The organism is Variovorax sp. DAIF25 (assembly GCF_050711835.1).
Taxonomy (GTDB): Bacteria; Pseudomonadota; Gammaproteobacteria; order Burkholderiales; family Burkholderiaceae_C; genus Variovorax.
Genome location: NZ_CP136637.1, coordinates 825,907 through 840,269, shown reverse-complemented (window position 1 = coordinate 840,269; position 14,363 = coordinate 825,907). Strand labels below are relative to the sequence as shown.

Genomic DNA, 14,363 nt, shown 5'->3' with positions numbered 1-14,363 from the left:
GGACTTCTCCCTGCGTAGTCCTACGCGAAATATTCGCCGGCGCATTGCATGGCGTCCGCGGGAGATCGCGGTGCAATATCGCGGTGTTCGAACGGAAGAGGGATGGGAAAGATGAAAAGCAAGACCACGTTGCTGCTCACGCTCGTGCCGACCGCATTCACCCTGGCTGCGATCCTGCTGGCCGTCTACTTCTATTCGATCGAGCTCAGCAACCAGCAGCACCGGTTGCTCAAGGACGCGTTGATCGCGAGCAAGATGACCGAGCTGCGCGGCTACGTGAAGCTCGCCCGCAGTGCCCTGCCATCGCGCGAGCAGCTCGAAGGCGGCGAGACGGACGAACGATCCGGGCGCTTCGCCGACCTGCTGTCGCGCCTCGACTTCGGCACCGACGGCTACTTCTTCCTCTACGACGACAAGGGCCGCAACCTGATGCATCCGCGGCAGCCCGACCTGGTCGGCCAGGACCTGATGGAGATGCGCGATCCCTACGGCGGCACGCCCATCAAGGACCTGGTGGCCGCGAGCAACCAGGGCGGCGGCTTCGTCTACTACTACTGGAACAAGCCCTCGGAGCGGCGCACCGTGCGCAAGCTCGGCTACGTGGAGCCGGTGTCGCCGTACCGCTGGATGCTGGGCACGGGCCTCTATGTCGACGACATCGAGAAGAGCATCCGGGAATTCGATGCACGGGCGCGGGCGAACATCCATGGCGGGCTGCTGGTGCTGCTGACCGTGTCGGTGCTGTGCATCCTGCTCATCAGCGGCACCGGGCTGGCCCTGAACCTGCGCAACCAGCATCGCGCGACCGAGGCGCTGCGGCAGCTCGCGCGCCGGGTCGTGCGCTCGCAGGAGGACGAGCGGGCGCGGGTGGCGCGCGACCTGCACGACGGCATCGGCCAGATCCTGGTGTCGATCAAGTGGCTGCTCGAGACGGCAATGGCGACGCAGGGGCGGGCCGCCGGGCCCGCGGCCGTCCTGCCCGGGAAGCTCGGCTCGACGCAGTCGTTCCTGCAGCGCGCGCTCGAGCGCCTGGGCCAGGCCTTGCTCGAGATCCACCACATCTCGAACGACCTGCGGCCGGCCGCGCTGCAGGACCTGGGCCTGGCGGCGGCGCTGCGCTCGATGGTGCTGGCGATCGGCGAGGAGGGCGGCCCGCGGGTTCGCTTCGCGGCCCACGGCCCGGGCGGCGAACTCACGCCGCAGCAGGGAACGGCGCTGTTCCGCATCTGCCAGGAGGCATTGACGAATGCGCGGCGGCATGCGGCCGCGCAGCGCATCGACGTGGTGCTGCTGTCCGCGTCGCGGCGCGTGATCCTGAGCGTTCGCGACGACGGCAAGGGATTCAACCCGCAGCGTGCGCATGCCGGTGGCGACGGCGGATCGGGACTCAGCCACATGCGGGAGCGCATGCTGATGCTGGGCGGAACGCTGTCCATCGATTCCACGGCCGCCGGAACCACGGTCACCGCGGTGCTGGAGCCGAGGGGCGCGGCATGAGCGCCGCGCCGAGCCGCCCCAGGCAAGCTCGCAGCGCAGCGCGAAGCACGAAGGGACTTCGATGAGCCAGCGCGACACCGTCAGCATCCTGCTGGTCGACGACCATCCCTTCGTTCGCGAAGGCGTGCGGGCACGCCTGGAGGCGGTTCCGGACTTCCGGGTCGTGGCGGAGGCCGACAACGCGGTGGATGGCCTGAGCCTCGCGCTGATGCATTCGCCGTCGCTGCTGCTGACCGACATCGGCATGGGCGGCATGACGGGCCTGCAGCTGGCCGAGAGCTGCCAGCAGCGACTCCCCGGCATGGCCGTGATCGTGCTGTCGATGCACGGCAGCCTCGATTACTTCGAGCGCGCATTCCGGGCCGGCGCCAGGGGCTACGTGCTGAAGCACGCGCCGGCCGACGAGCTCGTCGGTGCGATCCACGCCGTCGTCGGTGGCGGCAGCTATTTCAGTCCCGAGTTGATGCACCGGCGCGCCGGCGAATGCGGTGTCCTGCCCGATCGACTCCACCGGCTGACGGCGCGCGAGCGCTTCATCCTCGCGGGCGTCGCGCGCGGCCTGTCGAACCGCCAGATCGCGGCCGAACTGCAGATCTCGGCGCGCACCGTCGAAAGCTACAGGTTCAGCCTGAAGCGCAAGCTCGACATCACGGGCCAGGCCGCGCTGGTCAAGTTCGCGGTCGAGAGCGTGGCGGGCCTGGCGCGGGAAGTTCCGATGTTCGAGGGCGGTGCCGATGCCGGGGCCGGGCGTCGCGGCAGCGTCACCGGCGATTCGGGCAGGCCGTGACGGCGTAGTGGTCGTCGTCGGTCAGGACGACCTTCACCTCGGGCAGCGCCGACAGGTGCCGCAGCAGCCCGGCATCGTTGACGGTCGACAGCAGGATCGCGGCCTCGCCGAAGGTGGCGGCCGTGACCGGCGTGTAGCGCGCGGCGTTCATCGAGAAGGCATCGGCCCCGACGAACGTATAGGCCAGCTTCATGAAGGCCGCATGCAGCCGGTACAGCGGCGCGCCGTACTTGCGGTCGTTGGGGCTGATGGCGTAGCTGGTGTGCACGCCCTGGTCGGCCAGCCAGGACAGGTACAGCGGCTGGCTCGATTCCACGAACGCGCGCTCGGTGAGGCCGTAGCGCTCGAGCAGCGCGCTGAGCCGGTGCGTCGCCTGGTGGGCGGTCCAGGGCGAGAGCTCGCGCAGATCCTTCGCATCGAGCCAGAAGAGGCCGTTGCGCGGGGCGCTCGACAGCACCGCTTCCAGCCGCAGCGGCCGGCCGTCGAACAGGGTGTAGGGCCGGTCGTGCGAGACCACGAAGTCGTCGAGCTCGGGGTCGAAGAGCACGTCGATCTCCACGCCGGCCGCGCCGCGCCTGAAGGCCTCCGCCACGGCCCGCAGGCTGTTCTCGCCGCCGGTGGCCGCATGGCCGCGATGGGCCCAGACCTTCTGGCAGGAGGCAAAGACGAAGGCCGATGCCCGTGCCGCCGCCTGCCGGTAGAGCAGGTCGCTCAGCGACAGCAGGAGGCCGAACAGGAAGAGCGGCACCAGCAGCCATCGCCACCGGCGCCATCGAGCGGTTGCACCAGCCATGGAACCTCGCGGGTGGAAAGTGGAGGGAGTGCGATGCGGGCCAGCGGATTGGCCGGTGCAGTGTAGGTGGCTTGCGGCCGGGCCGAGGCGCGAGGCGCCTTGCCCCGCTATATTGAAAGCCTTTGGCAACTACAGAGAAATCAACATGGCAAAAGCCTATTGGGTCAGTGCATACCGCGCCGTCAAGGACGCCGACAAACTCGCGGCCTACGCGAAGCTGGCCGGTCCGGCCATCGCCGCGGGCGGCGGGCGTTTCCTGGCACGCGGCCTGCCCGCCAAGACCTACGAATACGGCCTGGCCGAACGAACCGTGCTGATCGAGTTCGACAGCGTGGCGCAGGCTACCGCCACCCACGACAGCGCCGACTACCAGGCCGCGCTGGTCGCGCTGGGCGACGGCGCCGAGCGCGATCTGCGGATCATCGAAGGCACCTGAGCGAAGCGGGAGCGGGCCGGACCGGGGCCCGCTTCAGTCCAGCGTGATCCCCGTGCGCCTGGACAGCGCCGCGTACTTGTCGACCTGCTGACGCAGGAAGGCGGCGAAGGCCGCCGGCGGCGCGACCGAAACCACCACCCCGCCGGCCGCCAGCCGGTCATGCACCTGCGGGGTCTGCAGGGTCCGCGCGAGTGCGCTGCTCAGCGCCTCGACCTGCACCGGCGGCGTGTGCGCCGGTGCCACGAAACCATAGAAGCCGATCAGCTCGAAGCCGGGCAGCGACTCCGCGATCGCTGGCAGCTGCGGATAGGACGCGGCCCGCTGCGCGCTGGTGATGCCCAGCGCGCGCAGGCGCTGCGACTGCAGGTGCGGCAGCGCGCTCTCCAGGGTGACGAAGGCCAGCGGCAGATCGCCGTTGAGCAGCGCGCGGTAGATCTGCGCGCTGCCGTTGTAGGGCACGTGCTCGAGCGTCACGTCGGCCTCGATGGCGAGCAGCTCGCCGGCCAGGTGCGACACCGAGCCGATGCCCAGCGACGCGTACTGCAGCGGCGGATCGGTGCGCCTTGCCAGCGCGATCAGCTGGGCCACGTCGCGCGCGGCGAAGCCCGGCTGCGTGACCAGCACGACGATCGAATGGCCGCCGAGGCACAGGGGCTCGAAATCGTCGAGCGCGTCGTAGGGCATCTGCTGGCGCATCGCCTCGTTGGCGGCATGCGGCGAGAACACCATGCCGATGGTGTTGCCGTCGGGCGCGGCCATGGCCACGGCCTGCGTGCCGACGATCATGCCGCCGCCCGCGCGGTTGTCGACCACCACCGGCCGATCGAGCACGCTCGACAGCTCCCGGGCGATCAGCCGTGCCATGAAGTCGGCGGCGCCGCCCGGGGCCTGCGGCACGATCATGCGCAGGGGCCGGCCCGTGTCGTTGGCGGCCAGCGCGTGGCGGCCGGACAGGCCGGCGCACGCGATGGCGGCGAGCAGAGCGCGCCGCGTCGCCAGCGTGCCGCCGTTCACCGCCGCAGCCTGCGCGAGGCGCGCCGGAACTCGTCGGCCAGCGCCGCGGCCGAGGGGGTCAGCGGCCGCTTCGTCGGCGTCACGAGGTGCTGCACGGCCGGCGGCAGATCGAGCTTGATGGGCAGGACCTTGAGCAGCCCGCGTTCGCGCAAGGGCTCCAGCCCGCCCAGGCTGTTGAGCGTGACGAGGTCGCTCTGCAGCAGCATCGACACCAGCGCGCTCGACGAATCGCAATGCGCCACCAGCGTCGGCGCTGGCAGGCCCTGCCGGGTCATCAGCGTGACGATCATCGGCCCGCCCGACTGCTGCACGCTGTAGAGCCAGCCATAGGGCACCAGCGCGGCCAGGTCGCGCGCATCGGCGGCCGGGTGGCCCGCGCGCACGACGATGCCCATGTCGGAACTGCACAGCTGCTCGGTGTGCAGGTCGGACAGGCTCTGGTCGGTGGGCAATGGGCCGACCGCGAAGTCGATCCGGGCTTCGCGCAGCGCCGCGATGGTCGACGACGAGCGGCCGCCGAGCACGCTGATCAGCGCATTCGGCGTGTGCTCGCGAAAGCGCGCCACCGCCGTCGGCAGCAGCATGGCCTCGGCCGTGGCCGACAGGCCCACCGTGATCAGCTTGCGGCCCTCGCCGCCGGCGCTCTCGAGCTCTTCCTGCAGATGGCGCAGCTCGGCATCGATCACGCGCGCGCGGCGCAGCACGATGCGGCCGAACTCGGTGGGCTCGACGCCGCGCGCGGAGCGCACCAGCAGCGGCACGCCCAGCGATTTCTCGAGCGCGGTGAGGTTCTTGCTGACGGCCGCCTGCGCAAGGCCGAGCTTGCGCGCGGCGGATCGAACGCTGCCGGTTTCGATGACGGCTATCAGATCTCGGAGGTGGGCCTCGCGCACTTTGTCTCGTGTCTCGTTGTCGTTGTGATCGGCCGGATTATCCGGCAAGCGTTCCCGGGGCGCAGAGGAGCCGCGGGCGTGTGCGGCATGCGCCGCAACGAGGGAAACGCCAGCATCCATGCGGGTTTGCGGCGTTCGCGGTGCATCGGGAGCCGATGACATGTGCCCACCTTTGGTGAACGAGTTAACCGCCGATGTCCTTCCGGGGCGCCACGGGCCGCGACTAACCTCTGCCGCTTTCGCGCCGCGGCGCCGGCGCATCCGAACAAGAACAGAGACATGCGACTTCCCGCTACAGATCGCGCCAGGCCTTCATGAGCAGGTCCCTCCTGTCGCTCGCGCTGGTCGCGGCCTTTCCCTGCGTTGCAACCGATGCCATGGCCCAGGACGCGCCCGAGCGCGCCAAGTCGCTCGGCATCGTCACGGTCACCGGCGCCCGGCCGAGTTCGCTGCCCACGCAGATTCCCACCACCATCGAGGGCGTGACGCGCGCCGAGATCGAGACGCGCGTGAACGCCACTGACAGCGAGGACGCGCTCAAGTACCTGCCGAGCCTGCTGGTGCGCAAGCGCTACATCGGCGACTACAACCACGCGATCCTTTCCACGCGCGCCTCGGGCACCGGCAACAGCGCGCGCTCGGCCGTCTATGCCGACGGCATCCTGCTGTCGAACTACCTGGGCAACGGCATCGCCAACGGCACCAACTTCGCGCCGCGCTGGGGCCTGGTCACGGCCGAGGAGATCGAGCGGGTCGACGTGATGTACGGCCCGTTCTCGGCCGCGTACCCGGGCAACTCGGCGGGCGCGGTGGTCGACTACGTGACGCGCATGCCCGACAAGCTCGAGGCCCATGTGAAGGCGGGCTTCTCCTCGCAGCCCAACGAGCTCTACCGCACGAAGAAGCGCTTCAACGGCTGGCAGACCAGCGCCTCGCTGGGCAGCCGCAGCGGCGACTGGTCCTGGTGGATCGACGTCAACCGCACCGACAGCCAGGGGCAGCCGCTGACCTTCACCACGGCGACGCTGGCGTCCACCGTGGCCGGCGGCGCGGGAACGCCGGTGTTCGGCGCCGTGCCCGGCCTCAACACCACCAACGCCCCGTGGCTGATCCTCGGCGCGGGCACGCAGTACCGCACCGTGCAGGACCACGCCAAGCTCAAGCTGGCCTACGACATCTCGCCGACGCTGCGCGCGAGCTACACGCTCGGCTGGTGGCAGAACGCGGGCAGCGGGCAGAGCGAGAGCTACCTCGTCGATGCACGCGGCCAGCCGGTCTACAGCGGGCCGGTCAACATCGGCGGGCGCAGCTTCACGCTCGCGCCCACGGCGTTTCCGTGGACCGAGGACCGCGCCACGCACTTCATGCACGGGCTCTCCGTCAAGAGCAACACCCAGGGTGCCTTCGACTGGGAGGTGGCCGCCAGCCTCTACGACTACGCCAAGGACACGCAGCGCTCGCCCACGGTCGCGCTGCCGCTGGCGGCCCTCGGCGGTGCCGGCACCTTGCAGGACCAGGGCGGCACCGGCTGGAACACGCTCGCGGCCAAGGGCACCTGGCGCCCGCAGGGCGTGGGCGGCGCGCACGTGGTCGACTTCGGTGTCGGCCGCGATGCCTACAAGCTGGTCATCGCCAAGACCAACGTGCTCGGCGACTGGCAGGACGGCCCCGCGTTCACGCCCGTGAGCCAGGTGGGCGGGCGCAGCCAGACGCTGAGCGCCTGGGCGCAGGACGCATGGTCCTTCGCGCCGCAATGGAAGACCGTGCTCGGGCTGCGCTACGAGAAGTGGAAGGCCACGGACGGCTTCACCGCCACGGCCACGAGCGCGCAGCCTTACGCCGCGCGCGGCGAGTCCGACCTCTCGCCCAAGGCCGCCCTGGCCTACCAGCTCGCGCCTTCGACGGTGATCAAGGCCTCGGTGGGCCGCGCGGTGCGCTATCCGACGGTGGGCGAACTCTATGGCGCGACCTCGGGCGGCGCGCTCTCGTTCGTCAACGACCCGAACCTCGAGCCCGAGAAGTCGTGGACCGGCGAACTCACTGCCGAACAGGACCTGGGCAACGGCCTGCTGCGCGCCACGCTGTTCCACGAGACCACGAAGAACGCGCTCTACAGCCAGTTGATCCCGAACTCGACCGTCTCGCGCGTGCAGAACGTCGGCCGGATGCGCACCACCGGCGTGGAGCTTGCCTACACCGGGCAGGACGTCGGCATCCAGGGCCTCGACCTCGGCGGCAGCCTGACCTATGCCGATTCGAAGACCGTGGCCGACGCGGCCTTTCCGGCGGCGGTGGGCAAGTGGCAGCCACGCGTGCCGCGCTGGCGCGCCACGGCCTACGCCACCTACAAGCCCGATGCGCGCTGGGCCTTCACGGTGGCCGCGCGCTACAGCGGCCGGCAGTATTCGAACCTCGACAACAGCGACGTCAACGCCTTCGCCTACTTCGGGGCGAGCCGCTACTTCACGGTGGACCTGCGCGTCCGCTACCAGATCGACAAGCAGTGGTCGGCGGCCTTCGGCATCGACAACGCGAACAACGACCGCTACTGGAACTTCCACCCGTACCCGCAACGCACCTACACGGCCGAACTGCGCTTCGACCTGTGAGGGGCCGCGCTGCGCTCAGGGCGCGGCGGGCCGCGGCGGCTGTGCCCAGAGCTTGTCGCTCGACCAGTGCAGGTGGACGATGCGGAAGCTGTCGCCGGCACGGCGCACGATCGCGGTCTCCTGCATCACCTGGTCGATGGGCTTGCCGTCGGGCAGCTTGCCCGTCACGTGGTAGGTGCTGAGCACCCAGCGCTCGTTGCCGCTGCCGCCGAGGCGGCGCGCCTGCAGGGTCCAGGTGGAGACGGCCGCCATGTCGATGTCGCCCGGCAGGTGGCTCAGCGCATAGGCCTCGATCGTCGGGTCGGTGACGCCGAACTCGAACACCACCAATGAACGATCGAGGTAGGAGAGCGCACCGCCCGTGTCCTTGCGCTTGAGTGCCGCGTGGAAGCCGTCGACCGCGTCGGCCGGCAGCTTCACGGTCTGCGCCCCCGCAGCGGCGGCCAGGACCAGGCTCGCGGCGGTGAGCAGCAGCCTACGCATGGGGGTCGACCAGCTTGGGGTCGATCAATTCGATGATGACGATGTCGCCGGCGTTCACGCCTTCCATCGAGGGATCGGTGGCGCGCACCGTGAGCTCGTTGGGCGTATTGCTCTTGAGCCACAGGGTGCGGCCGAACATCTTGCCGCGGATGAAGGTGAGCCGCCAGCCGCGCATCTCGTTGCGCTGGGGCGCCACCATGCCCGGGCCGATCGGCTCGAAGCGCAAGGTGGCGATGCGGCCCGCCTTGCCGGCCTGGCCCACGCCGGTCACCTTGGCCGTGAAGCGCCGCAGCGCGGGATCGACCGCGTCGTGGCCGGCCATCGCGTGCTGTGCGAGCAGCAGGGCCGCGGCCATGGCCGAGGCCCGCGCGCCGGCGAGGATCCATGTCGTCAGCAACATCGCTGTCCCTTGCCTCCATTCAAAGAAGCCGGCGATGTTATCGACGCGGCGCGCGCGCGCAAGGGATCACGATGCATCGCGATCGACGTCCGCATGCGATGAAAACACGCGGCTTTCGTGCCGCGACGCCAGTGTCGGCGAGGGTCCCGGGCAGGGCCCGCGATGCGATTCATGCGCTCACCTGCGACGAACGTTTTAACCGTTGGTCGTCTTCTGACGCAGGGCTTTCACAACTAATCTCTGCGCCCACTCCACAACCACATCGACATCCATGCAGGCTTCCGTGACGCATCGCATCCGCTGGCCCTGGTGGCTCGTGGCGGTGCTCGCCGTCGCGCTGTCGGCCATGTGGTGGTGGCCGTCGTCCGATGAGGCCGTCGTGCCGATGCCGCCGGTCGCTGTGGCTCCCACGCCGGTGATAGCGCCGGCACCGAAGCCCGTGCCGGTGGTCGCGAAGCCGGTCGATGCCGCGCTGTCGGTCTCGGCCTTCAAGCTCGTCGGAACGGTCGTGGCGGCCGATGGCGTGGACAGCTTCGCGCTGATGCGCCGCGCCGGCGATTCGCAGCTGTTGCAACTGCGTGTCGGTGGCCACGTCGAGGGCCTCACCGTCAGCGCGATCCAGCCCGACAGCGTCGTGCTCGCGGGCGCGGGGCAGTCGGTCGTGATCGAGACCGACCGCACGGTCGCATCGCCGCTGCCTTCCCGCCCGGCCCACCCGCCGGAGCCGGACGTGGAACCGGCATTCGCGGGAGACCCCGCCCCCTTCGGACATTGACGCGAAGACTTTCCCCTGGCCCCGTGTTTTTTTGACAGAGAAAGAAGAACCATGAAGAGAAGACAAGCCCCCAGAGCCAACCTGCTGTTGGTTGGCGCCCTCGCCAGCGCCTTGCTGCTCGCCGCGTGCGGCGGCAGCAACGACAGCGCGCCGCTCATCGTCGGCTCCGCGCCGCCACCCGCGGGGTCCACCGACCAGCCGCCCACCGACACCGGGCCGGTGGCCCAGGACTACGTGACACCGCCGCGGCTGTGCGAGCCCGGCCCCGGGGACCAGGGAGAGCCGGGCGTCAATGGCCACATCCCCAAGTCGGCGATGTACGACGCCACCGCCAATCCCGATGGCTTCCAGGGCTACTGGTGCGGCGCGCGCAAGGTCGCGCAGAACACGCTGTTCGGCCGCGGCGCCTTCGGCGACCTGCAGATCAAGGCCAAGGGCTCGACGCGCTGCGCCTATGCCTCCAACCGCGATGGCGCGGCCGGCGGCGATGCCGCGCTGACCACCGGCATCATCGTGTTCGACATGAAGACGCCGACGAAGATGCAGGTCGTGCCCGCGAGCGGCGACACCACGGTCGTCGGCACCGCGCCGTCGGCCAGCGTCAAGACCACGAGCACCAACAAGTGGGGCGAGGAAACCACCGCCGCCACGCCCGTCAATCCGAACGGCAAGATCCTGCGCACCCCGGCCGCGCTCGAAGCCTACTCGGGCCTCGAGCTGTCGGGCGACCTGCTGGTGGCCGGCTACAAGGACAACAAGATGGTGGACGTCTACGACGTCAGCGACTGCCTGCACCCGGTGCCGCTGAACGCGAGCTACCAGTCCTCGGGCGGCCACCACGATGGCTGGCTCTCGCCCGACGGCAAGACCTGGTACGGCGTGCCCTTCGGCACCACGGCCAAGGACGGCGGCACCACGCTCATCACCGGCGGCACCTCGCCCACGGACGACAACTTCGCCAACTACACCATCGACAACAAGCGCGTCGACCTGCACATCACCAACCTCGACGATCCGAAGAACCCGAAGCTGCTGCTGAGCTGGAACCGCTCGCAGCTGCCCGACGAGGTGAAGAACAACAAGAACTGGCGCATCATGGCGGCGACCAACATCCATGACGTCAGCACCAACCCCGACGGCACGCGGCTCTATCTCGCGGTGTACGGCGGCGGCGGCCAGGTGGCCGGCAACCTGCCCACGCCCACCACCACCTTCTGGCGCGACCAGACCTGCGCCAACGGCCTGCTGATCATGGACTCGAGCGACATCGTCAAGCGCGCGGCCGATCCGAAGCTGAAGTACGTCAGCTTCCTCTCGTGGTGCGACCAGCAGCCCAACCCCGAGTTCGAGCAGGGCGGCTATGCGCGCATGACCTCGACCGCCGCGACGCACGCCACCGAATGGGTGCGGCACGTCAACGGCAAGGAGTACATCGTCTCGACCGACGAGTCGTACGCCCTGACGACCAGCGACACCAACGGCCTGCCGAACCAGTGCAAGCAGCAGAGCTTCGGCCGCATGATCGACATCTCGGACGAGAAGCATCCGAAGATCGTCGGCACCTACGAGCAGGATGCCAACAAGGCCAGCGTCTGCCCGACGCTGGTGGCCGAGGGCGGCAACGTCCCGATGGTCCACTACCTGAACTTCGACGACCGCAACCACATGCGCGTGGCCGTCTACGCGGCCGCATCGGGCGGCATCCGCTTCGCCGACTGGACCGATCCGACCAGCCCGAAGGAGATCGGCTACTACGTCGCGCGGCGCAACACGCCGAGCAAGATGGACTTCACCCGTCCCGACCCGCGCTACGACGCCGAGAACTGCCTCTACTACACCGGCTGGAACCAGGGTGGCCTGGTCTCGCTCGAGCTGACCAACCCGCAGTACAACCCGTGCATGAGCCGCAGCGCGAACGTCAGCGGCAAGGTGGCGACGGCGCAGGGCGACATCACGGTGGCGCTGAAGGCCGGCCGCGACAGCAAGGGCGCTAGCGTCAGCCTGAGCATCGAAGGCCTGGGCAACAAGGTGCAGCTGGGCGCGGTGACGCGCCTGGGCTCGGCCATCGACGCCGATGGCGCGCAGGTCACGGCCACCAGCAACTCGGTGCAGATCGACGCCGACGGCAGCTTCGACGGCCAGCCCGCGAAGTTCCGCCTGCAGGTGACCGACAACGGCGGCAACAAGGGCTTCTTCTCGCTGAGCTGCACCGAGGGCTGCTCGTTCACGACCAATGGCTACCTGCAGAGCGGCGGGAAGCTGACGGTGGCGAACCTCAAGAGCTGAAGATGCGAAGGACCGCGCATGCCTGTTGACCTTCGCCCGCGCGGTCGATAGCATCGCGGCACTTTCAAAACGCCCTCCCGGTTCGCCGGGAGGGCGTTTTCTTTTTGTTCCGCAACTTCCATGGAACCCGGAGATGAAAGCAGCCCTCGAGATTCGCCCCGCATCGCACGCCGGCCTCGGATACGCCCGGCATGGCCATGGGCCGATCCCCGTGCTGGTCCTGCACGACTGGCTCGGCGACCACGCGAACTACGACGCGCTCCTGCCCTGGCTCGACGGCCAGGCGTTCACCCATGTCTTCGCCGACCTGCGCGGCTATGGGCTGTCGATCGCGCTGCCGGGCGAGTGCACGGTGAAGGAGATCGCCGCGGACTGCCTCGCGCTCGCCGACCGCCTCGGCTGGCGGCGCTTCCATGTCCTCGGTCATTCGATGACCGGGATGGTCACGCAGCGCCTCGCGGCGGACGCGCCTTCGCGCATCGCGAGCGCGATCGCCGCGTGCCCGGTTTCAGCCGCCGGCAACAGGCTGAGCCCGGAGGCCTTGGCCTTCTTTGCCAGCACGGCCGACGACGATGACGCGCTTCGGCGACTGTTCAAGTTCGTCGGCGGGGGCTTGCCCGACGAATGGGTCGAGGAGAAGCTGCAGCACCACCGCGAGGCGGTGGCGCCCGCATGCCGCAGGCGCTACCTCGACATGCTGGTCACGGCCGATTTCGCCGACGAGGCGCGGGGGCTCGACACGCCGTTCCTGGTCGTCATCGGCGACAGGGATCCGGGGCTCGATGCGGAGGCGATGAAGCACACCTTCCTCGCGTGGCATCCGAACTCGGAGCTGCGGGTGGTGCCCGATTGCGGGCACTACCCGATGCAGCAGCATCCGTCGTACTTCGCGGGCGTGGTCGAGGGGTTTCTGAAGCGCCAGGCCGCCTTGGCTTGACGCCGCTCATCCCACGATCGGCTGCGCCATGATCCAGAGGCTCAGACTCGTATAGGCCACCATCAGCACCAGCATCGGCAGCTGGCTCAGCATCGCCGCGCGGTGGTTCGCGAAGCGGCGCGTGGCTTCGACATGGGCGACGACGACCGCGAGCACATGGCCGACGACGATCAGCGTCACGGCCGTGTACCAGTAGACGGCCGGGCTCACGATGCCGAGGTCGACCGTGCGGCCGCGCGTGCCGAACAGGTTCCAGCCCCAGCCGAAGGGATCGGAGGCGAGCGGAACGATGAACTGCCCTGTCGTCAGCAGCAGCGAGGCGTAGTGGGCGAGGTGGTAGGCCACGGCGATCGGCACCAGGCTCCAGACCATCGCATTCACGGCCGCGCGTTCGGTGCTGCCGGCCAGGCGCAGCATCCACGCGCCCACGGCGCGAAAGATCAGCACGAAGGCCACGGGGAACAGCAGCAGCATGACGCTGTTGAGCCATTGCGTCTCGTCCATGCCGGTCGCGGAAGACAGCGTGAACAGCGCCTCGGCGACCGTGCGCGAGGTCTGGGCGGCGGTGCCGATGCGGTCCATCAGCGGGGTTTCGTGGAAGCCGTCGAAGGTGACGGTCGCGAGCATCAGCAGCACGAAGGCCGCCACCGAGTTCGGCACCGGCTCGGTCGTCAGCAGGCCGGCGCCGTAGGGCCGCAGCCGCAGGCGCGCGGGCTCGGTCGGCGTCGAGCCGCGCAGCTCGAGCGGCGCGAAGCGGCCCAGCACGCGGAAGGCCATCGCGAAGGCATCGGCCCGGTGGCGCCAGGCCTCCACGCCGAACAGCAGCATGCCGGCCCAGCTCAGCAGCGCATAGCCCAGCAGGGCGCCGGCGAGGGCGGAGGGCAGGTCCTTGTCCTGCCACACCAGCTCGGTCCAGGCGAAGGCGAAGAACAGCGCGACCGCCGGCCAGGCGCCCAGCCATTTGGGCCAGCGCAGGCCCAGCGATTCGCGGCCGCCGCCGACCAGGCGCGCGGCGGCGCGGTACAGCGTGGGCAGCGGATTGACGATCTCCCACAGGTCGCCGACCAGTGCGCAGAAGAAGGCCATGCCGACCCACCACAGCACCCAGACCATGGTGACGATCAGGTTCGCATAGGCATCGGAATTGCCGAGGAAGCCGGTGGCCAGTGTCAGCACGAACAGCGCGCAGCCCAGCGTTCGCAGCACCACCGCGAGCGGATGCGCGATCCGGCGCAGCGGCGCGAAGCGCAGCAGGTCGGTGTCGCGCAGGAAGGAGGAACCGAAGTCGTGGCGCCGCGCGAACAGCGCGAGCGCCGCGAAGGTCAGCACGAGGGTCGCGCCGGCCCCCGTGAGCCACAGCCACAGCGGCAGCGGCAGGTCGAAGCGCTGGCCGAAGCCGTGCGCCTGCGCACCGGCCGAGGCGCACGCGATCGCGAGACCGGTCCCGAAGCGA

13 protein-coding genes are annotated in these 14,363 nt (G+C 69.6%); 7 read left to right on the top strand and 6 right to left on the bottom strand.

What is annotated here, in order from left to right; genetic code table 11:
• The first annotated feature begins 111 nt into the window (after window positions 1-111).
• Complete coding sequence (locus R0232_RS38015) at window positions 112-1,497, top strand: cache domain-containing protein (protein WP_431514349.1); 1,386 nt, start codon at window positions 112-114, stop codon at window positions 1,495-1,497.
• Between the two features lie 61 nt (window positions 1,498-1,558).
• Window positions 1,559-2,284, top strand: a complete 726-nt coding sequence (locus R0232_RS38010) for a response regulator (RefSeq protein ID WP_431514348.1) — start codon at window positions 1,559-1,561, stop codon at window positions 2,282-2,284.
• Here the strand turns inward: R0232_RS38010 and R0232_RS38005 are convergent.
• The gene (locus tag R0232_RS38005) at window positions 2,259-3,077 is read right to left on the bottom strand and encodes a glycerophosphodiester phosphodiesterase (protein WP_431514347.1); all 819 of its coding nucleotides are present in this window, start codon (window positions 3,075-3,077) and stop codon (window positions 2,259-2,261) included. The genes R0232_RS38010 and R0232_RS38005 overlap by 26 nt on opposite strands.
• 145 nt (window positions 3,078-3,222) lie before the next feature.
• On the opposite strand from R0232_RS38005, the gene R0232_RS38000 reads away from it, so the two are divergent.
• Entirely contained in the window at window positions 3,223-3,513 is a 291-nt protein-coding gene (locus R0232_RS38000; RefSeq protein ID WP_431514346.1) for a DUF1330 domain-containing protein, read from the top strand.
• 33 nt (window positions 3,514-3,546) lie between these two features.
• On the opposite strand, the gene R0232_RS37995 is transcribed toward R0232_RS38000, so the two are convergent.
• Window positions 3,547-4,527 (bottom strand): tripartite tricarboxylate transporter substrate-binding protein, encoded by a 981-nt coding sequence (locus R0232_RS37995; protein WP_431514345.1) that lies wholly within the window; start codon window positions 4,525-4,527, stop codon window positions 3,547-3,549.
• Window positions 4,524-5,420, bottom strand: a complete 897-nt coding sequence (locus tag R0232_RS37990; protein WP_057594162.1) for a LysR family transcriptional regulator — start codon at window positions 5,418-5,420, stop codon at window positions 4,524-4,526. The genes R0232_RS37995 and R0232_RS37990 overlap by 4 nt, the downstream gene beginning before the upstream one ends.
• Window positions 5,421-5,734: 314 nt before the next feature.
• Between R0232_RS37990 and R0232_RS37985 the strand changes: the two genes are divergently transcribed.
• Entirely contained in the window at window positions 5,735-8,029 is a 2,295-nt protein-coding gene (locus tag R0232_RS37985) for a TonB-dependent receptor (protein WP_431514344.1), read from the top strand.
• A gap of 15 nt (window positions 8,030-8,044) precedes the next feature.
• Here R0232_RS37985 and R0232_RS37980 read toward each other — a convergent pair whose 3' ends face one another.
• A complete protein-coding gene (locus tag R0232_RS37980) occupies window positions 8,045-8,512 on the bottom strand; it encodes a YybH family protein (RefSeq protein ID WP_431514343.1) in 468 nt (155 codons plus the stop codon).
• The gene (locus R0232_RS37975) at window positions 8,505-8,912 is read right to left on the bottom strand and encodes a hypothetical protein (protein ID WP_431514342.1); all 408 of its coding nucleotides are present in this window, start codon (window positions 8,910-8,912) and stop codon (window positions 8,505-8,507) included. The genes R0232_RS37980 and R0232_RS37975 overlap by 8 nt, the downstream gene beginning before the upstream one ends.
• A 271-nt stretch (window positions 8,913-9,183) precedes the next feature.
• On the opposite strand from R0232_RS37975, the gene R0232_RS37970 reads away from it, so the two are divergent.
• From R0232_RS37970 to R0232_RS37960, 3 genes are all read left to right on the top strand, one after another.
• Window positions 9,184-9,687 carry a hypothetical protein gene (locus R0232_RS37970; protein ID WP_431514341.1) on the top strand — a complete coding sequence of 168 codons (504 nt, stop codon included), beginning with the start codon at window positions 9,184-9,186 and terminating at the stop codon, window positions 9,685-9,687.
• 51 nt (window positions 9,688-9,738) lie between these two features.
• A complete protein-coding gene (locus R0232_RS37965; protein WP_431514340.1) occupies window positions 9,739-11,973 on the top strand; it encodes a hypothetical protein in 2,235 nt (744 codons plus the stop codon).
• 133 nt (window positions 11,974-12,106) lie between these two features.
• Entirely contained in the window at window positions 12,107-12,910 is an 804-nt protein-coding gene (locus R0232_RS37960; protein ID WP_431514339.1) for an alpha/beta fold hydrolase, read from the top strand.
• Window positions 12,911-12,916: 6 nt separating this feature from the next.
• Here the strand turns inward: R0232_RS37960 and R0232_RS37955 are convergent, their stop codons facing one another.
• A complete protein-coding gene (locus R0232_RS37955) occupies window positions 12,917-14,239 on the bottom strand; it encodes a hypothetical protein (RefSeq protein WP_431514338.1) in 1,323 nt (440 codons plus the stop codon).
• Window positions 14,240-14,363 lie beyond the last annotated feature (124 nt).